Below are 24,061 nucleotides of genomic sequence, written 5' to 3' on the forward strand. Positions count from 1 at the left end.
ACAAACGTTGGTTACACTTCTTCATGTTGTTCGTACCTGTCACAGGCTTGTGGATGAGCTCTTTGGGTATCGTCGGTTTAGCATTAAACCTGCGGGCCTATGACTTTGTATCCCAAGAACTTCGTGCAGCAGAAGATCCTGAGTTTGAAACGTTCTACACTAAGAATATTCTGTTGAACGAAGGTATTCGTGCTTGGATGGCTCCAACCGACCAACCACACGAAAACTTCATCTTCCCAGAAGAAGTTCTGCCTCGTGGTAACGCACTTTAATGCTGCTCACGGCCAATTTGCCAATATTTTCAAGTATGTTGCTTGGAAATTGGGTAAAAACGTTTTGTTCGTCGAACCCAAGGGAACTTCTCAGTATTGCTGGAATTGCCTCAACAAAGTACCGAAAGAATTGGCACAAAGGTGGCATTGTTGTCGGTGCGGAGAGTCTTTAGATCGAGACGAAAACTCGGCTAAACTTATCAAAAAGATTGGCCTGAGTCATGAAAGTGGCGGGGGAACTCCGTCACTCAAAAAAGCCCTTGCACAAAGGGAAATAGAAGCCTGGGGTCTAGCGGTACTCCGCTGACCGTCAGGTTCGTTCACACACTGATCTCCAAATCCTAGTTCCCAGGCGGAGGGGCTGCTTCCCCGCAACCAATCTGGTAACGAAAAAACCTGAAATTCCCAATCAAAAATCCCCAATTGATGGAGGTTATACCGCGTGGTAACGCTCTCTAATTCCTATGCAAGCGGTCGCGACCAAGAGTCCTCCGGGTTCGCTTGGTGGTCTGGCAACGCTCGTTTGATCAATCTTTCCGGCAAACTGCTCGGCGCCCACGTCGCTCACGCCGGCTTGATCGTTTTCTGGGCTGGAGCAATGACTTTGTTTGAAGTCGCTCACTTTATTCCAGAAAAGCCCATGTACGAACAAGGCTTAATCTTGATGCCTCACGTCGCTACTTTGGGTTGGGGCGTCGGCCCTGGCGGTGAAGTTACAGACATCTTCCCGTTCTTCGTAGTCGGTGTTCTCCACTTGATTTCATCTGCTGTTCTCGGTTTGGGCGGCATTTATCACGCCGTTCGCGGCCCTGAAGTCCTCGAAGAATATTCTTCGTTCTTCGGCTACGACTGGAAAGATAAAAACCAGATGACCAACATCATCGGCTATCACCTGATTTTATTGGGTGGCGGTTGCTTGCTGCTGGTTGCTAAGGCCATGTTCTTCGGCGGTGTCTATGACACTTGGGCTCCGGGTGGCGGCGACGTGCGTATTATCACGAACCCGACTCTCAACCCCGCTGTGATTTTTGGCTACTTGGTTCGTTCTCCTTTTGGTGGCGAAGGCTGGATAGTCAGCGTCAACAACATGGAAGACATCATCGGCGGTCACATCTGGCTGGGCCTGATTTGTATTGCTGGCGGTGTTTGGCACATTTTGACCAAGCCTTTCGGCTGGGCTCGTCGCGCCTTAATCTGGTCTGGCGAAGCTTACTTGTCTTACAGCTTGGGTGCTTTGTCCCTGATGGGCTTCATCGCTTGCTGTTTTGTTTGGTTCAACAACACTGCTTACCCCAGCGAATTCTACGGCCCGACTGGTCCTGAAGCTTCTCAAGCGCAAGCTTTGACCTTCTTGATCCGCGACCAACGCTTGGGTGCTAACGTCGGTTCTGCACAAGGCCCGACTGGTCTGGGTAAGTACCTGATGCGCTCTCCTACTGGCGAAATCATTTTCGGTGGTGAAACCATGCGTTTCTGGGATTTCCAAGGTCCTTGGTTGGAACCTTTGCGTGGTACTAATGGCTTGGATTTGAACAAAATTAAGAATGACATTCAGCCTTGGCAAGCTCGCCGCGCTGCTGAGTACATGACTCACGCTCCTTTGGGTTCTTTGAACTCTGTGGGTGGTGTGGCGACTGAAGTTAACTCGTTTAACTTCACTTCTCCTCGTTCTTGGTTGTCCTGTTTCCACTTTGTGATGGGTTTCTTTTTCTTGGTCGGCCACTTGTGGCACGCTGGTCGCGCTCGCGCGGCTGTCGCTGGCTTTGAGAAGGGTATCAATCGTGAGACGGAAGCGGTTCTTTCGATGCCTGATTTGGATTAATCGATCGCATTTATTGCTGATTTGATTGTCTAATCATTAAAAGGCTCCTGTTTAATCGCAGGAGCCTTTTTGTTGAGATCTGGTAATACAATGATATGGTTTCGGAATTATTTAACCGCAGAGACCGCAGAGACCGCAGAGGCAGAGAAGGAGAGATGAATAATTCCGATATCAAGGGATTTGATATGGCTCGTCTAACTTGGTTGAGTTTACTAAAAACACGTCGGGCGATCGCAGTTATCCGTTCGGACGATCGGGCAATGGCTTGGCAGATGGCACAAGCTGTAGCTAAAGGGGGAATTGAGTTTATTGAAATTACTTGGAATACTGAAAAAGCGGGTGAGTTAATTTCTCAACTCCGCTTGGAATTTCCTACTTTTAGTATTGGTACTGGCACATTATTGAATTTAGAACAGTTGCAGGAAGCTATAGCTTGTGGCGCTCAATTCCTGTTTACTCCTCACACTGATGTAGCTATGATTAAAGTAGCTGTTGACGCGGGAGTGCCGATCGTCCCTGGTGCTTTCTCTCCCACGGAAATTGTGACGGCGTGGCAAGCGGGCGCTACCTGCGTTAAGGTGTTTCCGATATCGAGTTTGGGAGGTGTGGCTTACCTGAAAGCTCTGCAAGGCCCGCTGGGTGACATTCCTTTGATTCCGACGGGTGGGGTGACGCTGGATAATGCGAAGGTATTTATTGATGCTGGGGCGATCGCGGTTGGTTTAGCTGGAGACTTATTTCCTAAACATTTGGTGGCTAATGGCGATTGGGAGGCGATCGCCCAAATTGCTCGCACTCTCACCAAAAACTTAACAACTTCTTAATCCTGTTTCCTAATCTAAAATCTCAAATTTGAATTTTCAAATGAGCTGAGGTGTGAGAAATGAAAAACAATATAAACTCAAGTTACTTCCGCTGCGTTGGAACTTTCTGTGCTGGTTTCGCCTTGACAATTGCAGCTTTTTGTGGTGGTTCAACTGCTGTAATTGCTGGCGAACAGCACAACACCATTGCCTATCGAATTATGGAGTTGCAACAATCTAGTCAACGCTGGATTGAAATCGATATATCAAGACAAAAGCTCATAGCTTGGGAAGGAAATAAATCAGTTTATGCTGTCAATATTTCCAGTGGCAAATCATCGACTCCCACGCGCACGGGAACGTTTGCAATTCAAACTAAATATCGGGTTGCTAGGATGACTGGGCCGGACTACGATGTCCCCGATGTTCCTTATACCATGTATTACGATGGTGGGATGGCAATCCACGGCGCTTATTGGCACAATTTGTTTGGCAATCCTGTGACTCATGGTTGTACAAATGTGGCGGTAAATCACGCTAAATGGCTCTTCAATTGGGCATCGGTGGGAACACCTGTGGTGGTACACAAATCTGAAATTTAGGGCATGGGGCATGGGGCATAGGAAGTAAAGAAGCTAGTTGATGTCTAGCGGATATCTAGTAAAGGAGACAGAAAGCGCATGATCCAAACCATATCCAAGACAAAAACTTTGATGTTTGATGAGTTCGTTGCCTGGTATCCAGAAAACTCTGTCCACCGGTACGAACTACACAACGGAGTAATTGTTGAAATGCCTTTAGGAACTGGCGACCATTCCGACGTTACGGGCTTTATATCGAGTGAAATCAATTTTGAAATCAGGCGACTGCAATTGCCTTATTCAATTCCAGGTGACTGCTTACTCAAGCTTTCTCGTAACGAATCAGGCTACCAACCAGATGTAATTGTGCTAGACCGAACCGCACTTATAAACGAACCACGCTGGAAAAAAGAATCGATCATCACGATGGGTAGTTCGGTTCGACTGGCTGTAGAGGTGGTCAGCACAAACTGGCGGGATGATTATTTTTTCAAGGCCTCTGACTATGAGGAAATGGGCATTTCTGAATACTGGATTGTAGACTATCTCGGTTTAGGCGGTCGCAAGTTCATTGGTAATCCTAAGCAACCCACAATCTCGGTTTACCAACTGGTAGATGGGGAGTATCAGGTTCAACAGTTTAGGGGAAGTGAGAGGGTCGAGTCCGTGGCTTTTCCAGAATTGAGTTTGACGGCCGAGCAGATTTTTCGGGCTGACTTGCCTCCAAGCTAGCTTAACTAGAAGGGTTGTGGTATCGGGCGTTGTAGGGACACGGCATTTTAACTGGTTTTAACTGGTTAACTGGTTCCCAGGCTCTGCCTGGGAACCGATGTCTAGAGGCTCTGCCTCGCTCTTAGAACCTACAAATTGGAGGCAGAGCCTCTGGATCTGCGTTCCCAGGCAGAGCCGGGGAACGAGTGGGGAATTGGAGGCAGAGCCTCTGGATCTGCGTTCCCAGGCAGAGCCGGGGAACGAGTGGGGAATTGGAGGCAGAGCCTCTGGATCTGCGTTCCCAGGCAGAGCCGGGGAACGAGTGGACGAGTGGGGAATTGGAGGCAGAGCCTCTGGATCTGCGTTCCCAGGCAGAGCCGGGGAACGAGTAGAAAAAAGTCGGAAATCTGCGTTGTTTAACTTAACTGCACCACGGGTTTATCCTCTAACAAAGTTTGATTTGTCAGCAAATCTTCGACGGTAATTCGCAGAAAACGCTGTTCATCAACGCGGAACAAAACTTTTATGCGATCGCCTCCCGGATACCCCGGCGGTGTCAATTGAGCGATGCTGCGAGATCCGTCTTTGTCGTTTAGCGGTTGTACGGATGTTTGGCCTGCGAGTTGGCGAGTAATGAGTCTATCACCATCAAAATAGATTTCTGTGCCACCAGTTTCCGCTCCCAATTCACCGATGATTAATTCTATACTCGGCTGATTTTCTAGAGAAGCTCCCAATACTAATTCTACTGGTTCGGTCATCGGGTAAGACTGACCGGATTTGATTAAGTTATGCCAACTATGACAATTTTCGCGACGATTCCAGTAACGAATGCCGTAACTGTGGTAGAGAAAATCTTTGATTTGTATACCTTGACTCAGTTGCAGAGCACCTTGGGCGATCGCCTCAAAGGGCTTGTCACACTTAATTTTTGCTGGATCGAAATATTGTTCAACCCACCGTTTTACAGCCGGAATTTGTACAGTGCCGCCAACTAGCAAAACTGCGTCGATATCCCCAATTTCTAAACCCTGACGGCGCGCTTGCTGCAATACTTGATTCATGGACTCATCGAGGTTGTCAAAAAACTGATGTTCGGCGAGGATGGCTTCAAAGCGATCGCGATTTAATTCTAATTCATAAGTCTCAAAATTTTCTTCATCAAAATAGACCTCTGTAGCCCGTTCTTGCACAGACAATTGAATTTTTAAACGTTCGGCTAATCTGGTGATGATGGAAGATGGCATCATTCCTGTAGTTTTGATGAAATCATCTGCCAGCCAATTATCAATATCCGAACCGCCTAAATTTTGTCCAGCTTTAGCTAAAACACGGGCTATTTTGGCTTTTTGTCCTGAAGATTCAGCCAGGGACTTATCACCCCATTTCAGCAGGAAACCGAGGGGCTTTTTGTTGGCAGAAATATCTAAACGCACTAAGGAAAGGTCGAGAGTACCGCCACCGAAATCAATCACTAGCAGATTTTCGCGATCGCCTAAACCGTAACCCAAAGCAGCAGCCGTGGGTTCATCCAACATCCGCACCTGTTCTACTTGCAAGGATTGAGAGAGTTTTCCCAGCCAATTGCGGTAAGCTTCAAAACTGTCTACAGGAACGGTAAAAACCAAAGAATCTACAGGTAGTGGCAGTTCGCGAATGGAGCCGACAATTTGACTCAAAAACCACTGTCCTACTTGCTCAAAACTAACTATTTTTCCGTCAAGTTCCGGGACAAAACCCTGAATGGGAGTGCCAATTCCTCGCTTGAAATTGCGGAAAAACCTATTATCCGTGCTCAAGTCAAGGCCTTTGTCGCGGACTTGTTGACCAAGTATTACTTGATTGTGAGCAGCGTTCTCAACATAGAGCAGACTAGGAATTAGGGGTGGATTTTGAGCTGAAATTGCCGATAGTCCCGGCAATTTCAAAGTTTCGGGCTTGGATGTCGCCGGATTCGTGCGAGCGACGACGGTGTTGCTAGTTCCAAAATCAATTGCGATCGCCATTGAAGCAAAATACACAGCTACTAGGGATTACAGCATATTAGGGTATTTGGAGACACCTATGCAAATAGGATATTTCAGGCAGAAAATTGCTGGCTACCCCTGAGTCGATCGCCCTGGAGCGCTAGATTATTTATTTTTGCTTTCAATTCCAGCTAAAATCAAAATGAGACTTTTTGAGCAATCTCTGATTAGGGATGCAGCAGATGAACCTACCTTCTTTCTTGTGGTTGTGGAAAATAGCGGCTTGGTCCATGGGTTTTTCCCTGTTTGCTTACCTGTTGCTGGCGGTTACTGGAACGTGGATGTTTGCGGCTCGTAGCACCAAAAACCCCCGTCCAAAATGGCTGCGTCCTTTCCATTTAGCCACAGGTGCGGGGATGGCGACTTTGGTAATTTTACTACTGGGAATTGGCGTAGTTGGAACCCTGGGAGAATACGGCTATTTAGGTCATTCTGCTCATTTGCCTGTGGGGTTAGCAGTTGTTACTTTGGTGTTAGTTTCTGTTGCTAGCGGTCTGCAAATTAGCCCCAAAAATCCTTGGGCTCGTCCTTTACATATCGGCGCTAATTTGACTTTGTGTGGGGGATTTGTGCTGGTGTTGCTGACAGGATGGACTATTGTCCAAAAGTATTTGCCTTGATGTTTTTGCAGTTTGCTAGGCCGTTTATGATTCGGCGGTTGAAAGCGCTACTACGCAAACTTTCGTCCGCGCCACGCGAGAGTGAAAAACCAGGGGGTAGGATTTGGTATCAGAAAATCGGGTTTTTGTGTAATATCGTTTACGGTTGCATCGGAATGATTTAACCGCAGAGAGCGCAGAGGGCACAGAGGAGGAGAAGAGAGACATGAATACAGGACGATACCAACGGATTTGATATCAATTCCGGTTGTATCGGAATGATTTAACCGCAGAGAGCGCAGAGAGCGCAGAGGAGGAGAAGAGAGAGATGAATACAGGACGATACCAACGGATTTGATATAAATTCTCAGTTACTTGCCGCCGTAATAAAAGGCAACTTCTTTATCTTTGAGCGGTGCAAAGTCAGCAGCGATCAGCATTTGATCTAGTTCTGCTTGAGGCAGGTGTTTGACACCGATGCGGACAATGCGCGATCGCATGGTATTTGATACACCACTACGCTGTCTCCCGGCTTCTAATCCCATTACTTTCTCGTAAAGGTCTAATTTTGCCTGGGGAATTGGAGAGCCATCAAAGTCTATACCAGAGGCGATCGCGACATCGATAGCATCTGCGCCAGTTGTAGATTGAGCCACTGATTTTGTTTCTTCAGACATGGGTGATAATTTAAAAAAAAGACGATCGCTCGACCGGAAAACCTCAAGCTGGGAATTCCAATTAAGCTCAAATGCTTGACAAATCAAGGATTGAATCTAATGCGGATAAAAGGACTTGAACCTTCACTCCTCTCGGAACCAGAACCTAAATCTGGCGCGTCTGCCAATTCCGCCATATCCGCGTAGTCACATTAAACAAAACTACCACATACTATTTTATTTGTCAAGCCTAATTGAAAAACCCGGTTTTGGTTCTGAGTCAGCCTAGTGGGAGGGTGGGCAAGCATCCCCGACTTTAGACTTGGGGAGGTTGAAACCGGGTTGGCTGGTGGGTGATGCTAACTTATTTTTGACCCAGTGCTTTCCAAGTGGTGTCATCTACCACTCCATCTGCCTTGAAACCTTTGTCATCCTGAAACCCCTTGACAGCAGCAATGGTCTTGGCACCAAAAATACCGTCGATCGGACCTGGATCGTAACCCTGAACTTCTAGGCGCACCTGTAGTGTTTTCACTTTTGCACCAGAGGAGCCTTTAGAGAGAATAGTTACAGTGGTTGGAGCGTTGCTGGGAGGGTTGCTAGGAACTGAAGCATCCTTCTGAATCGGAGATTCCTCCTCAACAGTTTTAGAAGCAGATACCGGATCGGCTGCTAATGCTGTCCAAGTCTCTTTGTCTACGATGCCGTTTGAATCCAACCCCTTAGCTCGTTGAAATTCACTGACAGCAGCGGTGGTGCGGGAGCCATAGGCACCGTCGATCGTGCCGATGGAGAAACCATGAATTTGCAACCGTTGTTGTATGGCTGCAACTTCCGGTCCGTCTGCTCCTGCGGATATAGTTTTTTCCTTTTTGACTGGTTTTTGCTCCCCGGCATAAAAAGGCTTGTTAAACATATCTGTTTGGGAATTCGCCTCTGGGGAGGAAGTACCAGGGTCAGCCGGAGCCACAAAGTCTCTGCGGTACTGTTCTTGGACAAAGGGTTTGGACTCGAAAGCTGCGGTAGCATTCCTGGTGAATCCAGGAGCGACCAGAGCCACTAGACCGAGAATCGTTGCAGTAGTCACACGCATAGGTTTTCCTCTCGATAGTAAAGTTTTGTAAATTAGGACTGTTTTATGGTTTCTGTGTTCAATTGTAATACCATGCAGGACACACTTACTCATATCTAAGGAATGTTAGATAGAGTGATACCAATGAATTAGTAAGGGGTCAAACACTATAGGAATCAAGGGGAATGCCTCTATTGGGCGATCGCCAAGTTGGGAATTAGATCGATGGTGGGCTTACTTCCACTAGGTTGCACAAATATAGGCTACACAAATATACATAGACCCAGGGCGATGACCCGGTATATTTCGGCAGAAATTTGGCAATCTGGATCGAAGGCTAATAGAATAGTCCTGGAGATGGGGGCCCAGAAACCGGGTTTTTTAGGAAAATACTTCGTTGCTACCGACAGATTAGGTAAAAACCCGGTTTCTTCGTCGGAGTGCGTAAGTCCTGTAGAGATGTGATATAATATCAAGTAAAAGTATAATTGTTTGAGCTTGGCAGTCCGCCACTTCAAATTATGAAGTCAACACAACAGTTTACAGCAATTATTGAACGAGAAGGCGATGGATATGTATCCCTTTGCCCAGAACTTGATATTGCCAGCCAAGGTGACAATATAGAAGAAGCGCGACGTAATCTGATCGAGGCGCTGGAACTATTTTTTGAGACAGCAGATCCTTCTGAAGTAAAGAATCGGCTGCATAGTGAATTTTTTGTGACTCGTGTAGAGGTGAGCGTTGGGTAAACTGCGGGTTCTATCAGCGGCTCAAGTTTGTCAAATTTTAGAACAATATGACTTTGTTCAAGTGCGGCAGCGCGGCAGTCATATTATCATGCAGCAGCGACTACCCAATACAACTGTAACGGTTCCTGTACCCAATTATTCAGAAATTAAAATTGGCACTTTGCAGTCTATTATTCGGCAGTCAGGATTACCTCGATATCTCTTTGAAGTGAACGAATAGCTTAGATTAGCATCTATACAAACTCAAAACAAAAACCCGGTTTCTCGGCCTCACACTACAACTAAAGAAACCGGGTTTTTCATCAAATCTATCGACTACAACAAAGTATTGTCGTAAAAAAACCCGGTTTCTGGCCTCGCACTACGACTAAAGAAACCGGGTTTTTCATCAAATTTATCGACTACAGCGAAATATTGTCGTAAAAAAACCCGGTTTCTAGACCTCGCAATCCTACAACTGCTTCACCTCAGAAACCAATTTGGCAACCACATCCTTAGCGCTACCAAACAACATCATCGTCTTATCCTTATAAAACAACTCATTGTCAACACCAGAAAAACCAGCACTCATCCCGCGCTTAATCACGATCGTATGTTTAGCCTTATCAACCTCCAAAATCGGCATCCCATAAATCGGGCTAGCCGTATCGTGACGCGCCGCCGGATTCACCACATCATTAGCACCAATCACCAACGCCACATCCGTCTCGTCAAATTGCGGATTGATGTCTTCCATGTCGTACAACTGCGGGTAAGGCACGTTTGCTTCCGCCAGCAACACATTCATGTGCCCCGGCATCCGCCCAGCCACCGGGTGAATCGCGTATTTCACGTCAACACCCATTTTTTCCAAACCGTCGGCTAACTCGCGCACGGCGTGCTGTGCTTGCGCTACAGCCATCCCGTAGCCGGGAATAATTACCACCGATCGCGCATAACCCAACATCATCGCACTTTCTTCGAGATTAATGCTGCGCACAGTTTTGTCGATCGCCCCAGCAGCAGCCCCAGCAGCCCCAGCACTAGCACCACCGCTACCAAAGGCACTAAATAACACGCTAGAAAGCGATCGATTCATCCCCTTGCACATGATTTGCGTCAAAATAATCCCCGACGCACCCACCAAGGCACCAGCGATAATCAGCATATTGTTCATCAAAATGAACCCAGCCACACTCGCGGCAATCCCCGAATAGGAGTTAAGCAGCGACACCACCACGGGCATATCGCCACCACCAATCGGGAGCACAAACATGATTCCCAGGATATTGGAAATCAGCACCAAACCCAGGAATACCGGCACATCCTCCGGGTTAAACAACATATAACCGCTGCCGGCTAAAAGTGCGATCGCCAGCGCAGCATTAAACGGCTGTTGCAGCGGAAACGTCATCGGCGCACCCGGTAGCAATTCTTGCAGCTTCGCAAACGCCACAAGGCTACCAGTGAAAGTAATCCCGCCAATCAACACGCCCAAAAGAATTGTGATTGTGGCATCAGGTGCCGGCGATTCTGGGATGCTGAGATAGCGCCAGAATTCCCCCACAGCAACGAGTGCAGAAGCCGCGCCCCCGAAACCGTTAAGCAAACCCACCATCTGCGGCATATCCGTCATCGCCACGGTTTTCGCCATAATTGTTCCCAAAATGGAACCGACGATGATCCCGACAGCAATTAATTCGTAGCTGATGACTTGTTTTTCTAGCAATGTACCGACGATCGCAATTAACATCCCGATCGCAGCTAACACATTCCCTTGACGCGCAGTTGCGGGCGATCCCAACTGTTTCAAACCGATAATAAATAAAGATGCGGCAACTAAATAACCTAGTTGAATGCCACTGGGCAGAAAATCACTCACGCTTTAACCTCTTTTTTCTTGAACATTTGTAGCATTCGATCGGTTACTAAGAAACCGGCGACAACGTTAATTGTGGCAAGGGCGATCGCGATCGTCCCCAAAATCGAAGTAACAGTCACATTACCTTGGCCCGAAATCAGAATTGCGCCTAAAACCGCAATTCCTGAAATCGCATTAGAACCCGACATCAAAGGTGTGTGTAGCGTCGGCGGGACTTTGTTAATAACTTCAAATCCCACAAACGATGCTAGAGTAAACACCACTAAACCTGCAATCAATCCTTCTGCCATAACACTTGTGAATTAGTTAGTTGTCAGTTGTCAGTTGTCAGTTGTCAGTTGTTAGTTGTTAGTTGTTAGTTGTCAGTTGTTAGTTGTTAGTTGTTAGTTGTCAGTTGTTAGTTGTTAGTTGTCAGTTGATAGTTGTCAGTTGATAGTTGTTAGTTGTTGGAAATAATCACTGCCTACTGCCTACTGCCTACTGCCTACTGCCTACTGCCTACTGCCTACTGCCCACTGCCTACTGCCCACTGCCCACTGCCTACTGCCTACTGACTACGGAAGTATTCAAAGCATCCCGCACTCGCTGATTGCTAATTCCCCCATCGCGAGCCACACAAGCACCAGCGATGATATCATCTTCAAAATTTAGATTTAGCTCCTTATCTTTCAGCATCAACTGAAGTAAAGCCGAGACATTTTTCGAGTAAGTTTCGCTAGCATGAACAGGCATTGAGGATGGTAAATTAATCGGTCCAATCACATTAACGCCGTTCCATTCCACATCTTTACCCGCTTCCGTGCACTCACAATTGCCGCCTTGTTCTGCCGCAAGGTCAACAATTATTGCTCCCGGTTTCATTTGAGAAACCATTTCTCTAGTAACTAAAATCGGGGCTTTTCTACCAGGAACTTGAGCAGTTGTAATTACTGCATCGGAAGCGCCGACGTGCTGGGTGAGCACTTGGCGGGTGTGTTCTTTCGCTGCTTCCGATAATTCTTTGGCGTAGCCACCTGCTGCTACTGTTTCTTCCTTGAGTTCGACATCGATAAATTTAGCACCCAAGCTTTGCACTTGTTCTTTAGTTTCCGGGCGGATGTCGAAGGCTTCGACGACTGCGCCCAGACGACGGGCTGTGGCGATCGCCTGTAGGCCCGCAACGCCCACACCCATTACCAAGACTTTCGCGGGGCGAATCGTACCCGCCGCCGTTGTCAGCATCGGAAAATACTTTGGTAAAGCCGCCGCTGCAATCAGTACCGCTTTGTAACCAGCCACGTTAGCCTGGGATGACAGCGCATCCATGCTTTGAGCCCGGCTGGTGCGCGGAATCATTTCCATGCTGAATGCTGTTACTTTGCGATCGGCTAAACGCTGCACCAAAGCTGGATTTCCCAAAGGATTCAAAAATCCGATGAAAACTCCACCTTCGGGAAGTTGATGAACTTCTGACTCTTGCAATTGGGCGATTTTGACGACGACATCGGCTTCGCCCCACAGCGTAGCGGTATCGGCGACAATTTTGGCGCCAGCTTGTTCGTAAGCAAGATCCGAGAAAAAGGATTTTGCTCCGGCACCGGCCTCAACCCAAACTTCGACACCTTGTTTGACGAATTTGGCTACAGCGTCGGGTACTAAGGCTACCCGGCGTTCCCCTGCTTCTATTTCTTTGGCGATCGCTAATTTCATAAAAAAACTCGGTAAGTTGAAACCACTTCGAGGGCGAAAATCGAATGTAGCGACAGCCAGTCATTGAATTTTCACCCTCTACTGCACGCATACAGGGCGGTTGACACCGCGTCTACACAGACAAAACCAGCCGGAACAGGTTTCTCTACTAAAGTGCGATTTTTAATCGCCAGATGCTTTGCTTTACATTGGAGCAGCCTTTGCCCTAAACTTCTCTCGTTGATACTAAAGCCGATCGGTCAAGTTCTAGCCGTATCTTTAACTTGTCTTATAGATTGAAATTTCCAAAACAGTGAAATTTGAGTCAAAGCATGATATACTAAACCACTTAGTAATTCTGTATCTTAACTGTCAGCCTAGGATATGGCCTCAAAAAATTCAACTATATTGTTCAGCGCTCGCCCCCATCAAATTTCTCAGAGAGTCGGTAATATTGGAGATCTAATAGCCAATTGTCAGCACTAAATATTTGCTAAATATTCAAGGTTCGATCGTAATTTTAGTTAGAGGAGTTGTTATGCGACGATTATTTTCAGCACTAGCGGTTACAGGTTGCTTGCTGTCCGGTTTACCCACCTTGGCTTTAGCCCAAGGAATGCCGGGATTCACAATTTTCGGAGGCCCAGAGCGCGGCAATCAGTTAAACTATCGGTTAGATTACGGCAAATCTGGGATGAGTGGTGACAGATATAGACTGCGCATTCCAGCCAAAAAAGTAAGTCTGGCGATCGCCCAACTCAACATTTCCTATCCAAACTACTACAAAGGTGAATTCGACCAAAAAGACATTCAAGTGCGCGTCAAAAACAAATCAATAGAATTGCAAGAAGTAATCTGGGACAAAGAAAATCGTTTCATAGAAATTTATCCCAAAGATCCCATTGCTGCCGGCAACAATGTTGAGGTTGTGCTCTCCAACGTCAAAAACCCATCGCCAGGAGGAATGTACAATTTCAACGTTCGCATCCGCACCCCTGGGGATGTCCCCTTGCTACGTTACCTCGGTACTTGGCTGTTGAGCATTGATTAAAAGCAACAAAATCGGCTTGGGGGCATAAATTTATCCTTTCCTGGTTTTGGGGAACCGAAAAATATAACCTCCGACTCATACACCAATCCTCAGCGATCGGTAAAATAAACTGTTAGATACCCGGCTTCTAAAAGAAGTCGGGTATCTAGGTATAACTTAACTTAATATCAAATAAACTCAGTAAATTCACTTAAGTAAACGTAATACACAGATATTCCAAAACCTTACTGTATCAACAATCTTCCTGATTCCTTCTACTTACATCAAATGAATCCACTAGCCAAAGTTAAAAATATCAAACTTCCTCGCGCGCTGCGATCGAGAAATTATCGCCTATTTTTTGCAGGACAAGGCATCTCTCTGATTGGCAGTTGGATGACGCAAGTTGCTACTGTTTGGCTTGTGTACAATTTGAGCGATTCACCTTGGATGCTCGGCTTAGTAGGATTCACAAGTCAAATTCCCACACTAATATTACTGCCTTTTGCAGGAGTTTTAATAGATAGATGGAACCGCCACCGAGTAATAATTGCAACTCAAATATTAGCGATGGTTCAATCATTAATCCTAGCATTTTTGGCCCTCACAGGAATCATCAACATTTGGCAGATAATTATACTGAGTTTATGTCAAGGAGCAATTAATGCTTTTGACGCGCCAGCCCGCCAAGCTTTTGTACCAGAACTCGTAGAAAAGAAAGAAGATTTAGCACAGGCGATCGCCATTAATGCTTCCATGTTCAATGGAGCCAGATTAATCGGCCCAGCCCTGGCAGGTTTGCTGATAGCCACAGTCGGCCCAAGTTATTGTTTTCTCATAGACGGACTCAGTTACATAGCCGTCATAGCAGGCTTATTAGCCATGCAGATCAAACCGAGAAAAATTGCCGAAACCAATACAAAACCCTTACAAAGATTAAAAGAAGGATTCGTTTATTCCTTTGGATTTCCGCCAATTAGAGCCATTTTACTGCTCTTAGCATTAGTCAGCTTTGCCGGAATGTCACACACCGTGCTCGTCCCAATATTTGCCACAAAAATTCTGCACGGTGGCCCAGAAACCCTAGGCTTTTTGATGGCAGCTTCTGGAATAGGGGCATTCGCAGGAGCGATTTATTTAACCACCCGCAAAACAGTAGTTGGCATCGGCAAATTAATAGCCATCTCACCAGCAGTTATGGGCTTTGGACTAATCGGTTTTGCCCTGTCAAAAACCCTGTGGTTATCATTAATCATGATGCTGTTTGTAGGAATTGGTTTCATCTTGCAATTTGCAGCAGGAAACACATTTTTGCAAACCATAGTTGACGACGAAAAACGCGGCAGAGTCATGAGCATTTACACAATGGCATTTTTTGGAGTCACCCCCTTTGGCAACTTAGTAGCAGGTGGATTAGCCAACTATATCGGAGCACCCAATACAGTCCTAATCGGAGGGATAATTTGTGTATTAGCAGCCACAGTTTTCACCAAACAATTGCCAGCCTTAAAACACCTAGTTACACCAATCTATCAAAAAATGGGTTTAATTTCCTAAACAACTTGTAAAAAACCCTCTTTTTCTCTTCCCCTCTCTTACTCTGCGCCCTCTGCGCCCTCTGCGGTTAAAAAATCCAAATTAATTACACCAGAGGTAAAACCAATGGTCAATACCAGTGCAATTATAGAACAGCAAAGCGATCGCGTTCCCCTAAAAACCTGGATCGGCGTCATGGGAACAATTCTCGGCGCATTCATGGCAGTTTTAGACATACAAATCACCAACGCTTCCCTCAAAGACATTCAAGCAGCATTAGGCGCAACCTTAGAAGAAGGCTCTTGGATTTCCACCGCTTACCTCGTCGCAGAAATCGTCGTAATTCCCATGACAGGTTGGCTGTCCCAAGTTTTTTCCGTGCGCCGATACATCTTAGTAAATGCCGCCTTCTTCACATTTTTTTCCATGTGCTGCGCTTGGGCGTGGAACTTGAATTCAATGATTGTATTTCGAGCTTTGCAGGGGTTTACAGGCGGCATTTTAATTCCGATGGCGTTTGGATTTTTGCTGACGAATTTGCCACCCAAAAAACAGCCAATTGGCATGGCAATGTTTGCTCTGACAGCTACTTTTGCACCCTCGATCGGACCGACATTAGGAGGATGGCTGACAGAGAATTACGGCTGGCAATATGTGTTTTATTTAAATTTGGTTCCGGGAATGCTGCTGCTAGCCGCTGTGTGGTACGCAATTGACCCTAAGCCGATGCAATTAGAACTGCTAAAAGGGGGCGACTGGTGGGGAATCATCTCTATGGCGATCGGCTTGGGTTCCCTGCAAGTTGTCTTAGAAGAAGGCAGTCGAAAAGACTGGTTTAGTTCGGAGTTTATTGTCCGTCTCAGCATCATTGCTGCAATTTTTCTGGGGACTTTTTTCTGGATCGAACTAACGCGAAAAAAACCTTTTATTAACTTACGGTTGCTGACACGTCGCAATTTCGGTTTAGCTACTATTGTGAATGTATCCTTGGGAGTGGGATTGTACGGTTCAGTGTTTATTTTGCCGATGTATTTAGGTCAAATTCAGCAGTACAATGCCATGCAAATTGGCGAGGTAATTATGTGGGCGGGAGTACCGCAGTTATTCATCGTACCGATAGTGCCGAAATTGATGCAGCGCATCGATATGCGGCTGATGATTGCTGTGGGTGTTAGTTTGTTTGCGCTGAGTTGTTTTATGAATGCCAGCATGACTCACGATACGGGTATCGATCAGTTACGTTGGTCGCAATTAGTGCGGGCTTTTGGGCAGCCTTTAATCATGGTACCGCTATCAACGATCGCCACTGCGGGTATGGAGAAACACGAGGCTGGTTCGGCTTCGGGTTTGTTTAATATGATGCGAAATATGGGAGGTTCCATGGGGATTGCGGCCTTAGCCACTTTGGTGACGCAGCGGGAGCAGTTTCACTCGAATCGTTTAGGGGAATCGATTTCTTTGTACGATCCGGCGACGCAGGAACGAATTAATCAAATGACTCAGTTTTTTGTGAGTCGGGGTGCTGATGTCAGCGTGGCGAAAGATCAGGCAATTAAGGCTATTGATAATATTGTCCGCCGGGAAGCTTATGTGATGGCTTTTAATGATTGTTTTTACTTTGTGGGCATTGCTTTATTGTTAAGTGGAATTGCGATTCTGGGCTTTAAAAAAGTGAAACCTGGTGGCGGTGGCGCGGGTGCACATTAGACCTGTTTAATAATTTCCCATAACTATTGTGGAACAGGTGGAATCTAGACTTACCCTACAAATTAACTGTTGACAGTCCTGATCTCTACTTGGCTAGAAATCTCGAAGCTATTGGGGATTTGGCTGATTGTTGCTGGGGAATACGATCGCACATTCAACAAAAAGGGCGATCGCACTTTCCTATTGGGGCAACTCGCCAAAGCGATCGCGGTATCTGGCAAGCTGTTGCTGTATTTCCTCCGCTCTTTGTTCTGATTCCTCCGCTCTTTGTTCTGATTCCTCAGCTCTTTGCTGTGCTCGATAGGCAGTGTCTTCAGCCGTCAAATACCTATTGCCTCGTTCATCAAACCAGTACAAAACCTCTAACTGTGTTTCTCCATCATTGTAACGACCTCGACCGATTCCTAAACCCACTTCCGGCATCCAGAAAGGTTCACCAATTTGCTGTTCGTACTCGCCATTTACCAAACGATAAACTTCAAACGGTTGATGTTGGTCTCGCCGCCAGTAGTAGGGGTTGTAAATCACATAGTACAGTACGCCCAACTTCGCGTAAATATCAATTTTTTTATCGTATTCACCGCCGTAAGTTTGAGAAACAATTTCTAGGGCAAAAATCGGGGGAATATTATTTTCTTCCCAAAGGACGTAACTGAGGCGCAAAGTATCGCCTTTGAACCTTTCGACACCCAAACTCAAGAAGCCGTCAGGAACGATTGGAACCAGATGACTTACTCCAGTCGTGTGATAAACTCCCATATCCACCGCAAAAAACCAGTCGTTCCGCTGCCGCCAGTGAAATTTGAGCAAGAATAATAGTAAGTTGGGAAGAAAGTTTTGATTTTCGTTATCCACTGGAGTATCATCCGAAGACGGAAGTTCGGCGCTAGTTGGCAAACGCATTTCTCGATCGAATAGTACCATGATAGAAAAATGGCAAATTTATTGATTAATTGTATCATCCAGAAACCGGGTTTATTGCAGAAACCCGGTTGCTAAGTCGGGTGCATCTCAATTTGGTAAGGGCGAAGCATTCCGGCATTAAATCTCTGGCGATTGCTAATAAATTGTCTGCGGTCATGCTTCGCCCCTACGAAGATATTTGCCAAAATGAGATGCACCTGCTAAGTCTTTAATAAATATCTTGCAAAAGTCAAATTCACCCCCCTTAGTCCCCCCTTAGTAAGGGAGGAAACAAGAATAATCTTGCCCCCTCCCCTTAGTAAGGGGAGGGTTGGGGTGGGGTGCATTGTATTTTTGCAAAAGTTCTAATGCCGATCGCGCGCTAGTTTCAACACCTCAACAGCGTCTTTATGCCCCTCAGAAGATGCCCAAATTAAGGCAGTCCAACTGTTGTTATCCTTAGCCTTAATATCAGCTCCTTTCTCGATTAAAAACTCCACAACTTGAGTCCGTCCACTACCAGCGGCACTCATTAAAGCTGTCAAACCAAAATTTGTTTTAGCGTTCACCTGAGCTCCCGCCTCCAACAAAAGTTGTACAATTTCTCTATGTCCGGCAGCAGCCGCGCTCATTAAAGGTGTCCAACCGTCATTATCCTGACTGTTGACATCGGCACCAGCAGCGAGCAATTTTGTCACGAGTTCAGTATTGCCAGCCTCAGCCGCAGCCGTCAAAGCCGTAGCACCTTCCTCATCTTTGGCATTGATATCTGCACATTGTTCGATCGCAGATTCTACAGTAGAAACATCACCAGTTTTGGCGGCATTAATTAAATCGGTCATATATTCTCCTTTGTATCCTCTAAAATCTTAAATCCCATGGCAGTAGATATTTTAGTCCTCTCTAACGGCCCCGGAGAATTAGCAACCTGGGTACGTCCCGTCGTACAAGCCTTGCGAGAACATTTAGGATGCGATCGCACATCTGTGCGTATTTCCGTTGTCCTGTCCCCCTGTCCCCACGCCACGGGCAAAGAAGCACAAATCGCCAGTTCCTACCCCGAAGTTGACAGAGTGCAAGCACCAGAGCATTTTTTGCCATTCCTATTATCCGGCAAAACAGTTGAAAATTGGGATTGGCATGAAAAAGGAGTTGTTTTATTTTTAGGTGGCGACCAATTTTTTACAGTTGTTATTGGTAAAAGGCTCAAATATCGCACTGTTATTTATGCAGAATGGGAGGCAAGGTGGTATCGCTGGATTGATAAATTTGCCGCCATGAAACCCCAAGTTATTGATAAAATACCCCAAAAATATGCTAATAAATTTACAGTTGTCGGAGATTTAATTGCCGAGGTTTCTCGTTCCCAGGCTCTGGCTGGAAACGCAGATGCTTTGGCTCTGCCTCGTCCAACTCCTCCAAAAGAACTAATTGGATTGTTACCAGGCTCAAAGGCGGCAAAACTAGCTTTAGGCGTGCCTTTGTGTTTGTCGATCGCCCAATCCATCCATCGCCTCCGCCCGGAAACTCGCTTTGTAATTCCGGTTGCTCCCACCATAGACATCCAAACTTTAGCAGGTTTTGCAGACCCCGAAAAAAATCCTTGTCTACATTTATTTGCCAACTCCAGCGCCAAACTTCATGTAACAGAATCACCATTTTTAATGACAGCAAATGGCTTACAAATAGAACTTTGGACTGAGACACCAGCCTATGATTTGCTATCAGGATGCAGTTTGTGTTTAACTACTGTGGGAGCCAATACCGCCGAATTGGGTTCTTTAGCTGTACCGATGATTGTTTTGCTACCAACGCAGCAATTGGATGCGATGAAGGCTTGGGATGGTTTGCCGGGATTGTTGGCAAATTTGCCCTTAGTTGGTTCAGTTTTTGCGACGGTGATTAATTGGCTAATTTGGCGATTGGGGAAGCGAAAACTGTATGCTTGGCCGAATATTTGGGCGCAAGCAGAGATTGTACCAGAGTTGGTTGGGAAACTGGAACCGGAAGCAGTGGCCGGGTTGGCGATCGACTATTTGAGTCATCCTGAAAAATTAGCACAAATGGGCGATCGTTTGCGTGCAGTTCGAGGAGAATTCGGGGCGGCGAATAAAATCGCTGAATTGGTTTATGAAGAACATAATAAAATATTGTAGATAATGTGGTACATTTACGCGATACATCATCAGTAATAGCAGCTTATCTACGCAAAAGACTTATGGAATCTAAGGGGCGGGCCAAGTTCACCGATTTCTGATGTCCTTAAGTAAATCGGGGTTATTGGTTGGGTGGGGGCGGGTTTTTTAAGATTGTTTGTGATTGCCAAGATTCATCGACGAACCCGCCCCTACAGATTGCACCATTGATGTAGGGGCGGGTTCACCAACCATAATTGCCAAAAACCAACAATCTCATAAACCCGCCCCCGCCCCATGCCCCATGCCCTAATTCCTAATGGCAATAAAAAAGCCAGGGATAGATATCCCCAGCTCGAAACATAACACATTAAGTTTTGAGAATTCGTGGGTCGCTCTTTTCAGAATCCTACCGTGCCCACTCCTAGCCCAATTAAATCAGGGTAATATCCGAAGCCGATAGACCCGGTTTGCCGTTCAGGATGGCCAGCGTCACCCCTGGGTTAGCACCAGCAATACCATCAGGGTCATATCCTAGTCGTCCGTCTTCAGCTTGATAGAAGAGGAATCCTTGATTGGTAGCAGCCCCTGCTGGACCAAAACGGCTACTGTAAGCCCCAGTCTCAAGCACCAACAAAGACCCAGAAGAAAGTCGATTGGTGTCAGGAAATGCGTTCAAGGCGCTGAAGCCTGTCTGCTGGAACACCAACTTGTCTTGACCGGACACAAAGTCACCAATTTGGTCTGGGTTGGTATTGGTAGGTAGGAAGTTGGGTGCGCCACCAATAGAGACACCCTCGCCGAAGTTGTTGTAGTAGAAGCTGTCATTACCAGCTCCACCAATCAGGGTGTCAGCACCAGCCCCGCCACCGAGAGAGTCGTCGCCATCGCCTCCGATCAAGTAGTCGTTACCAAAGCCGCCGAGCAACACGTCGTTGCCGCCACCGGCATTCAAGGTATCGTCTCCGTCATTTCCTGGGGTGATAAGACTGGCTGGGCCGCCATACAGTGTGTCATTCCCGCTACCGGTAGTAATCACATCAGTACCATTGGCACCAAAGATGAGGTTGTTGCCCTGGTCGTCGGTAATCCTGTTGACAGTTGTAACATTGGGTGAGGCAAAATTAACACTGCTAGCGTAGTAGATGACGTCATTGCCGGCAGAGTCACCGACCAGAGTATCGCGCACAGTACCAAAGACGATTGTGTCATTTCCTCCACCACCATTCATGATGTTGGTGATGGTGCTGATGACGCCGGCACTAAGATTGCCAATTAAGCTATCGTCACCCAGGCCGCCTTCGAGAGTAATAGAAGTAGGATTAGTACCACCAAAAGTAACATTGGCATTGATAGTATCGTTGCCGTCTCCACCGGAAGCTAGGCTAAAGATACCGCTCAGGCTGTCGTTGTCTGCACCGCCAAGTAACGTATCAGACGCAAAACCACCCTTCAGCGTGTCATTACCCGCTCCACCGTCCAGTAAACTCCGAGAGCCTACATATGTCTGACCCGCTGGGTTAGGTAATGGGTTAAATGTGGGTGGCGTAGTAGTCGATTCGATGAAGTCATTGCCTGCACCTCCGAGGGCGGTATCCTGCGTGGCGAAAACCGTGATCCTGTCGTTACCGTCGCCGCCGTCAAACAAGTTTTTGCCACCACCCGACTGGCCGTAACCGCCAGTGATAGTATCGTTGCCAGCACCGCCCAGCAAAGTGATTTTTTCAACGCCGGCAGTCAAAGTCTCGTTGTTACCATTGAATGCGTTGAATTGGGTCTGGATGCCATTCTTAATATATAAAGAATCGTCGCCCTCACCGCCATCCAGGTAGCTGCTGCTGCCAACACCCTGCAGCGTGTCTTTGTCTTTACCGCCTAAGAGAGTGTCTCTGATATTGATACCCACAACCAAGTCGTCACCAGAGTCACCCCGCAAGTAGTTGCTTCCTTGATTGCCACCGAAGCCTCCAGATAACGTAAGATTGAGGTTGTTGTCTCCACCTGCTTTGAAGAAACCCAAGGAGTCATTTCCCTTGCCACCGTAGAGGCTGTCTCTGCCCTTGCTCCCGCCCAAAAGTATATCTGCACCCTGATTACCATATATGACGTTAGCTTCGGCAGTACCTTGGACGACATCGTCTCCCGCACCGCCCTGTATCGTAGCGGAGAGTTCAGCGACTATCGTATCATTGCCTCCGTCGCCAAACAGGAAGGCGCCAGTAGCCTGAGATCTAATAGAGTCTTCGTTGTCACCACCGTAGATAGTATCGTTCGGGCCAACGGAAACGATAGTATCGTTATCGGCTTCGCCAAATATTAAGCTGCCGCCCAAGGTAGAAGTTCTGATGAAATCAGCCCCAGCTCCGGCAAAGATTGTATCCGGTCCGAGTCCCGTATCGTTCAAATCCCTTACATTAGCATTGTTATTTAGCGTTGTCATTACAGATTCACTCCTCTACTTAATTTGTCATCGCTGTTGCGACTACAGAGACTGCCTAAAACACCGAATGTTTGGATGCCGCTGTAGTTTAACTTGTTTGCTCGTCGCAAGTCTAGTCTAGTTGTGTTAACTCTGTCTAGACTTTCTAGACTGGCTATTTTTTCGTTGTAAGCTTTTATTTTCAATTTCTTCACCATTTTAATGATCCTAATTGGACCCTCGGAGGTGCTTACGCTCTCGAAGACGCGATTGATATTCTGAATGTTCCATGGTGGATGAGCGAGGTGGGATCGCGTCCAAACAGGGAAATTAGAGATTTAGGATCAAAAAGTGGTTCCGATCTAGGCATTAAAAGTCTACGCCGCGCTTGAGCTCTACCCCCCGATCGCCGTAGTGTTTGTGACAGTATACCTCTGAATGTACACTTGCCAAATCAAAGTAAGCGTGGGGTTTATGACAGCGGCCGGTGATAATGATTTCCGTATCGCGGGGCTTGCGTAGCAAGGCTTCCACGATCGGCTCTACCGGCAGCAATTCTAAGTCTACTGTGGGATTGAGTTCATCGAGAATAATTGTTTTATACCAACCGCTGGCGATCGCCGCTTTAGCGATTTCCCAACCCCGTTCAGCTTCGGTGCAGTCCAACTCTTGCTGTTGCCCCCGCCAAACTATAGCATCCCGCCCGCACCGTTGGTGATCCACTAGCTGCGGGTAACTTTGGCGCAAAGCTGCAATTGCCGCGTCTTCCGTATAACCGGTGCCTCCTTTGAGCCACTGCACGATTAACACCCGGTGAGATTGGTCTAAACTAATACCTCTGCCGATCGCCTGCAAAGCTTTGCCCAGGGCGCTGGTAGACTTTCCTTTCCCCGCACCTGTGTATATTTCAATACCAGAAATATTGTGTTCGGCTGCTGCGGGGTGGTGGTGGGGTTTCATTTCTGAATGCAAGTCAGCAATATCGAGCAAAGCTTGGGGGGTAGCCCTCCCTGTGGCGATTACTTCTAGATATTCTGGTTTGTGTTTGAGGGTTTGGACTACTTCATCTACTGGGAGCAAACCTAGGTCCAAAACCGGGTTTAATTCGTCTAGTACCACTACAGAATATAGCTCTGAGGCGATCGCCCCTTTGGCGATATCCCAACCGCGCTGGGCTTCGGTGCGATCGAATCTGGTGATAGCTTCTGGCCCAAAATATTCAGCCCTGCCGGTCCGAACTTGGTCGATTAAGTGGGGAAATGCCCGCTGCAAGGCTTCTATGGCCCCGTCTTCGTCGTAGGAGCGGCCTGGTCCCTTGAGAAAGCGCAGCAGTAAGACTCGCGTGGGGGAGTCTGAATTGATACCCAGCCCGATCGAGCGCAAAACTACCCCTAAAGCAGCCTGAGACTTGCCCTTGCTAGCGCCATCATAGACGTGAATCTGACCGGCCGCGCGTTCCGATCGGGATGATGCTGTCCGAATACCAATGCCATTCCTTACCATAATCAAT

At 47.0% G+C, this 24,061-nt stretch carries 24 protein-coding genes, 1 tRNA gene and 1 pseudogene; 14 read left to right on the top strand and 12 right to left on the bottom strand.

Annotation, left to right across the window (positions count from 1 at the left end):
- From ACBR23_RS21485 to ACBR23_RS21510, 6 genes and pseudogenes are all read left to right on the top strand, one after another.
- Nucleotides 1–272 (top strand): annotated as a pseudogene (locus ACBR23_RS21485) (photosystem II D2 protein (photosystem q(a) protein)); the annotation flags it as partial.
- Entirely contained in the window at nucleotides 256–579 is a 324-nt protein-coding gene (locus ACBR23_RS21490; protein ID WP_371118094.1) for a zinc ribbon domain-containing protein, read from the top strand. The pseudogene ACBR23_RS21485 and the gene ACBR23_RS21490, both read left to right, overlap by 17 nt.
- 135 nt (nucleotides 580–714) lie before the next feature.
- Nucleotides 715–2,094: a photosystem II reaction center protein CP43 gene (gene psbC / locus ACBR23_RS21495; protein ID WP_340524897.1), complete on the top strand. Its 1,380-nt coding sequence runs from the start codon at nucleotides 715–717 to the stop codon at nucleotides 2,092–2,094.
- 185 nt (nucleotides 2,095–2,279) lie between these two features.
- Entirely contained in the window at nucleotides 2,280–2,918 is a 639-nt protein-coding gene (locus ACBR23_RS21500) for a bifunctional 4-hydroxy-2-oxoglutarate aldolase/2-dehydro-3-deoxy-phosphogluconate aldolase (protein WP_371118096.1), read from the top strand.
- A 59-nt stretch (nucleotides 2,919–2,977) separates the two neighbouring features.
- Nucleotides 2,978–3,499, top strand: coding sequence for a L,D-transpeptidase (locus tag ACBR23_RS21505; protein ID WP_371118093.1), 522 nt, complete (start codon nucleotides 2,978–2,980; stop codon nucleotides 3,497–3,499).
- A gap of 78 nt (nucleotides 3,500–3,577) precedes the next feature.
- Nucleotides 3,578–4,210, top strand: a complete 633-nt coding sequence (locus tag ACBR23_RS21510) for a Uma2 family endonuclease (RefSeq protein ID WP_371118092.1) — start codon at nucleotides 3,578–3,580, stop codon at nucleotides 4,208–4,210.
- Nucleotides 4,211–4,605: 395 nt separating this feature from the next.
- On the opposite strand, the gene ACBR23_RS21515 is transcribed toward ACBR23_RS21510, so the two are convergent.
- A complete protein-coding gene (locus ACBR23_RS21515; protein WP_371120409.1) occupies nucleotides 4,606–6,195 on the bottom strand; it encodes an Hsp70 family protein in 1,590 nt (529 codons plus the stop codon).
- 203 nt (nucleotides 6,196–6,398) lie between these two features.
- Between ACBR23_RS21515 and ACBR23_RS21520 the strand changes: the two genes are divergently transcribed.
- Nucleotides 6,399–6,836, top strand: a complete 438-nt coding sequence (locus tag ACBR23_RS21520; RefSeq protein ID WP_340524892.1) for a DUF4079 domain-containing protein — start codon at nucleotides 6,399–6,401, stop codon at nucleotides 6,834–6,836.
- Between the two features lie 350 nt (nucleotides 6,837–7,186).
- Here the strand turns inward: ACBR23_RS21520 and ACBR23_RS21525 are convergent, their stop codons facing one another.
- The 3 genes from ACBR23_RS21525 to ACBR23_RS21535 form a co-directional block, all read right to left on the bottom strand.
- The gene (locus ACBR23_RS21525) at nucleotides 7,187–7,492 is read right to left on the bottom strand and encodes a DUF4090 family protein (protein WP_341734912.1); all 306 of its coding nucleotides are present in this window, start codon (nucleotides 7,490–7,492) and stop codon (nucleotides 7,187–7,189) included.
- Nucleotides 7,493–7,592: 100 nt separating this feature from the next.
- Nucleotides 7,593–7,674, bottom strand: a tRNA-Leu gene (locus tag ACBR23_RS21530).
- Between the two features lie 161 nt (nucleotides 7,675–7,835).
- A complete protein-coding gene (locus ACBR23_RS21535) occupies nucleotides 7,836–8,564 on the bottom strand; it encodes a peptidoglycan-binding protein (RefSeq protein WP_341739973.1) in 729 nt (242 codons plus the stop codon).
- Between the two features lie 500 nt (nucleotides 8,565–9,064).
- Between ACBR23_RS21535 and ACBR23_RS21540 the strand changes: the two genes are divergently transcribed.
- Together ACBR23_RS21540 and ACBR23_RS21545 are read left to right on the top strand one after the other, a co-directional pair.
- Nucleotides 9,065–9,292, top strand: a complete 228-nt coding sequence (locus ACBR23_RS21540) for a type II toxin-antitoxin system HicB family antitoxin (RefSeq protein WP_332979094.1) — start codon at nucleotides 9,065–9,067, stop codon at nucleotides 9,290–9,292.
- Nucleotides 9,285–9,512, top strand: a complete 228-nt coding sequence (locus ACBR23_RS21545) for a type II toxin-antitoxin system HicA family toxin (RefSeq protein ID WP_293192941.1) — start codon at nucleotides 9,285–9,287, stop codon at nucleotides 9,510–9,512. The genes ACBR23_RS21540 and ACBR23_RS21545 overlap by 8 nt, the downstream gene beginning before the upstream one ends.
- Nucleotides 9,513–9,743: 231 nt before the next feature.
- On the opposite strand, the gene ACBR23_RS21550 is transcribed toward ACBR23_RS21545, so the two are convergent.
- The 3 genes from ACBR23_RS21550 to ACBR23_RS21560 all read right to left on the bottom strand — a co-directional run bounded on the left by ACBR23_RS21550 (nucleotide 9,744) and on the right by ACBR23_RS21560 (nucleotide 12,842).
- Nucleotides 9,744–11,153, bottom strand: a complete 1,410-nt coding sequence (locus tag ACBR23_RS21550) for an NAD(P)(+) transhydrogenase (Re/Si-specific) subunit beta (protein ID WP_341739972.1) — start codon at nucleotides 11,151–11,153, stop codon at nucleotides 9,744–9,746.
- A complete protein-coding gene (locus ACBR23_RS21555) occupies nucleotides 11,150–11,443 on the bottom strand; it encodes an NAD(P) transhydrogenase subunit alpha (protein WP_106150865.1) in 294 nt (97 codons plus the stop codon). Before ACBR23_RS21555 ends, ACBR23_RS21550 begins: the two co-directional genes overlap by 4 nt.
- Nucleotides 11,444–11,693: 250 nt before the next feature.
- Nucleotides 11,694–12,842: a Re/Si-specific NAD(P)(+) transhydrogenase subunit alpha gene (locus ACBR23_RS21560; RefSeq protein WP_341740263.1), complete on the bottom strand. Its 1,149-nt coding sequence runs from the start codon at nucleotides 12,840–12,842 to the stop codon at nucleotides 11,694–11,696.
- 517 nt (nucleotides 12,843–13,359) lie between these two features.
- On the opposite strand from ACBR23_RS21560, the gene ACBR23_RS21565 reads away from it, so the two are divergent.
- From ACBR23_RS21565 to ACBR23_RS21575, 3 genes are all read left to right on the top strand, one after another.
- Nucleotides 13,360–13,872, top strand: coding sequence for a DUF2808 domain-containing protein (locus ACBR23_RS21565; protein ID WP_371115316.1), 513 nt, complete (start codon nucleotides 13,360–13,362; stop codon nucleotides 13,870–13,872).
- A 267-nt stretch (nucleotides 13,873–14,139) separates the two neighbouring features.
- Nucleotides 14,140–15,408, top strand: a complete 1,269-nt coding sequence (locus tag ACBR23_RS21570) for an MFS transporter (protein WP_371115315.1) — start codon at nucleotides 14,140–14,142, stop codon at nucleotides 15,406–15,408.
- Between the two features lie 105 nt (nucleotides 15,409–15,513).
- Nucleotides 15,514–17,094: a DHA2 family efflux MFS transporter permease subunit gene (locus ACBR23_RS21575; protein ID WP_371120401.1), complete on the top strand. Its 1,581-nt coding sequence runs from the start codon at nucleotides 15,514–15,516 to the stop codon at nucleotides 17,092–17,094.
- A gap of 180 nt (nucleotides 17,095–17,274) precedes the next feature.
- Here ACBR23_RS21575 and ACBR23_RS21580 read toward each other — a convergent pair whose 3' ends face one another.
- On the bottom strand, nucleotides 17,275–18,018 hold the full coding sequence (locus ACBR23_RS21580; RefSeq protein WP_371120402.1) for a Uma2 family endonuclease: 744 nt from the start codon (nucleotides 18,016–18,018) through the stop codon (nucleotides 17,275–17,277).
- A 29-nt stretch (nucleotides 18,019–18,047) separates the two neighbouring features.
- Between ACBR23_RS21580 and ACBR23_RS21585 the strand changes: the two genes are divergently transcribed.
- Nucleotides 18,048–18,230 (top strand): hypothetical protein, encoded by a 183-nt coding sequence (locus ACBR23_RS21585; protein ID WP_371115313.1) that lies wholly within the window; start codon nucleotides 18,048–18,050, stop codon nucleotides 18,228–18,230.
- Nucleotides 18,231–18,362: 132 nt separating this feature from the next.
- Here ACBR23_RS21585 and ACBR23_RS21590 read toward each other — a convergent pair whose 3' ends face one another.
- Nucleotides 18,363–18,839: an ankyrin repeat domain-containing protein gene (locus ACBR23_RS21590; protein WP_371120403.1), complete on the bottom strand. Its 477-nt coding sequence runs from the start codon at nucleotides 18,837–18,839 to the stop codon at nucleotides 18,363–18,365.
- A gap of 36 nt (nucleotides 18,840–18,875) precedes the next feature.
- Here ACBR23_RS21590 and ACBR23_RS21595 point away from each other — a divergent pair, with 36 nt between their 5' ends.
- Nucleotides 18,876–20,153, top strand: coding sequence for a lipid-A-disaccharide synthase (locus ACBR23_RS21595; protein WP_371115311.1), 1,278 nt, complete (start codon nucleotides 18,876–18,878; stop codon nucleotides 20,151–20,153).
- Nucleotides 20,154–20,565: 412 nt separating this feature from the next.
- Here the strand turns inward: ACBR23_RS21595 and ACBR23_RS21600 are convergent, their stop codons facing one another.
- The 3 genes from ACBR23_RS21600 to ACBR23_RS21610 all read right to left on the bottom strand — a co-directional run bounded on the left by ACBR23_RS21600 (nucleotide 20,566) and on the right by ACBR23_RS21610 (nucleotide 24,054).
- On the bottom strand, nucleotides 20,566–22,572 hold the full coding sequence (locus ACBR23_RS21600; RefSeq protein ID WP_371120404.1) for a calcium-binding protein: 2,007 nt from the start codon (nucleotides 22,570–22,572) through the stop codon (nucleotides 20,566–20,568).
- Nucleotides 22,572–22,769, bottom strand: a complete 198-nt coding sequence (locus ACBR23_RS21605) for a hypothetical protein (protein ID WP_341739390.1) — start codon at nucleotides 22,767–22,769, stop codon at nucleotides 22,572–22,574. Before ACBR23_RS21605 ends, ACBR23_RS21600 begins: the two co-directional genes overlap by 1 nt.
- 151 nt (nucleotides 22,770–22,920) lie before the next feature.
- Nucleotides 22,921–24,054, bottom strand: a complete 1,134-nt coding sequence (locus tag ACBR23_RS21610; RefSeq protein ID WP_340523015.1) for a cob(I)yrinic acid a,c-diamide adenosyltransferase — start codon at nucleotides 24,052–24,054, stop codon at nucleotides 22,921–22,923.
- Nucleotides 24,055–24,061: the final 7 nt, after the last annotated feature.

The sequence above is a fragment of the Microcoleus sp. genome, from assembly GCF_041354475.1.
GTDB lineage: Bacteria > Cyanobacteriota > Cyanobacteriia > Cyanobacteriales > Microcoleaceae > Microcoleus.

Excerpts from the sequence above, each read along its gene's own strand:
- ACBR23_RS21515 (WP_371120409.1), bottom strand. The coding sequence starts at position 6,195 with ATGGCGATCGCAATTGATTTTGGAACTAGCAACACCGTCGTCGCTCGC.
- ACBR23_RS21600 (WP_371120404.1), bottom strand. The coding sequence starts at position 22,572 with ATGACAACGCTAAATAACAATGCTAATGTAAGGGATTTGAACGATACG.
- ACBR23_RS21610 (WP_340523015.1), bottom strand. The coding sequence starts at position 24,054 with ATGGTAAGGAATGGCATTGGTATTCGGACAGCATCATCCCGATCGGAA.
- ACBR23_RS21540 (WP_332979094.1), top strand. The coding sequence starts at position 9,065 with ATGAAGTCAACACAACAGTTTACAGCAATTATTGAACGAGAAGGCGAT.
- ACBR23_RS21560 (WP_341740263.1), bottom strand. The coding sequence starts at position 12,842 with ATGAAATTAGCGATCGCCAAAGAAATAGAAGCAGGGGAACGCCGGGTA.
- ACBR23_RS21555 (WP_106150865.1), bottom strand. The coding sequence starts at position 11,443 with ATGGCAGAAGGATTGATTGCAGGTTTAGTGGTGTTTACTCTAGCATCG.
- ACBR23_RS21570 (WP_371115315.1), top strand. The coding sequence starts at position 14,140 with ATGAATCCACTAGCCAAAGTTAAAAATATCAAACTTCCTCGCGCGCTG.
- ACBR23_RS21525 (WP_341734912.1), bottom strand. The coding sequence starts at position 7,492 with ATGTCTGAAGAAACAAAATCAGTGGCTCAATCTACAACTGGCGCAGAT.
- ACBR23_RS21565 (WP_371115316.1), top strand. The coding sequence starts at position 13,360 with ATGCGACGATTATTTTCAGCACTAGCGGTTACAGGTTGCTTGCTGTCC.
- ACBR23_RS21590 (WP_371120403.1), bottom strand. The coding sequence starts at position 18,839 with ATGACCGATTTAATTAATGCCGCCAAAACTGGTGATGTTTCTACTGTA.
- ACBR23_RS21510 (WP_371118092.1), top strand. The coding sequence starts at position 3,578 with ATGATCCAAACCATATCCAAGACAAAAACTTTGATGTTTGATGAGTTC.
- ACBR23_RS21500 (WP_371118096.1), top strand. The coding sequence starts at position 2,280 with ATGGCTCGTCTAACTTGGTTGAGTTTACTAAAAACACGTCGGGCGATC.
- ACBR23_RS21580 (WP_371120402.1), bottom strand. The coding sequence starts at position 18,018 with ATGGTACTATTCGATCGAGAAATGCGTTTGCCAACTAGCGCCGAACTT.
- ACBR23_RS21595 (WP_371115311.1), top strand. The coding sequence starts at position 18,876 with ATGGCAGTAGATATTTTAGTCCTCTCTAACGGCCCCGGAGAATTAGCA.
- ACBR23_RS21535 (WP_341739973.1), bottom strand. The coding sequence starts at position 8,564 with ATGCGTGTGACTACTGCAACGATTCTCGGTCTAGTGGCTCTGGTCGCT.
- ACBR23_RS21575 (WP_371120401.1), top strand. The coding sequence starts at position 15,514 with ATGGTCAATACCAGTGCAATTATAGAACAGCAAAGCGATCGCGTTCCC.
- ACBR23_RS21505 (WP_371118093.1), top strand. The coding sequence starts at position 2,978 with ATGAAAAACAATATAAACTCAAGTTACTTCCGCTGCGTTGGAACTTTC.
- ACBR23_RS21520 (WP_340524892.1), top strand. The coding sequence starts at position 6,399 with ATGAACCTACCTTCTTTCTTGTGGTTGTGGAAAATAGCGGCTTGGTCC.
- ACBR23_RS21605 (WP_341739390.1), bottom strand. The coding sequence starts at position 22,769 with ATGGTGAAGAAATTGAAAATAAAAGCTTACAACGAAAAAATAGCCAGT.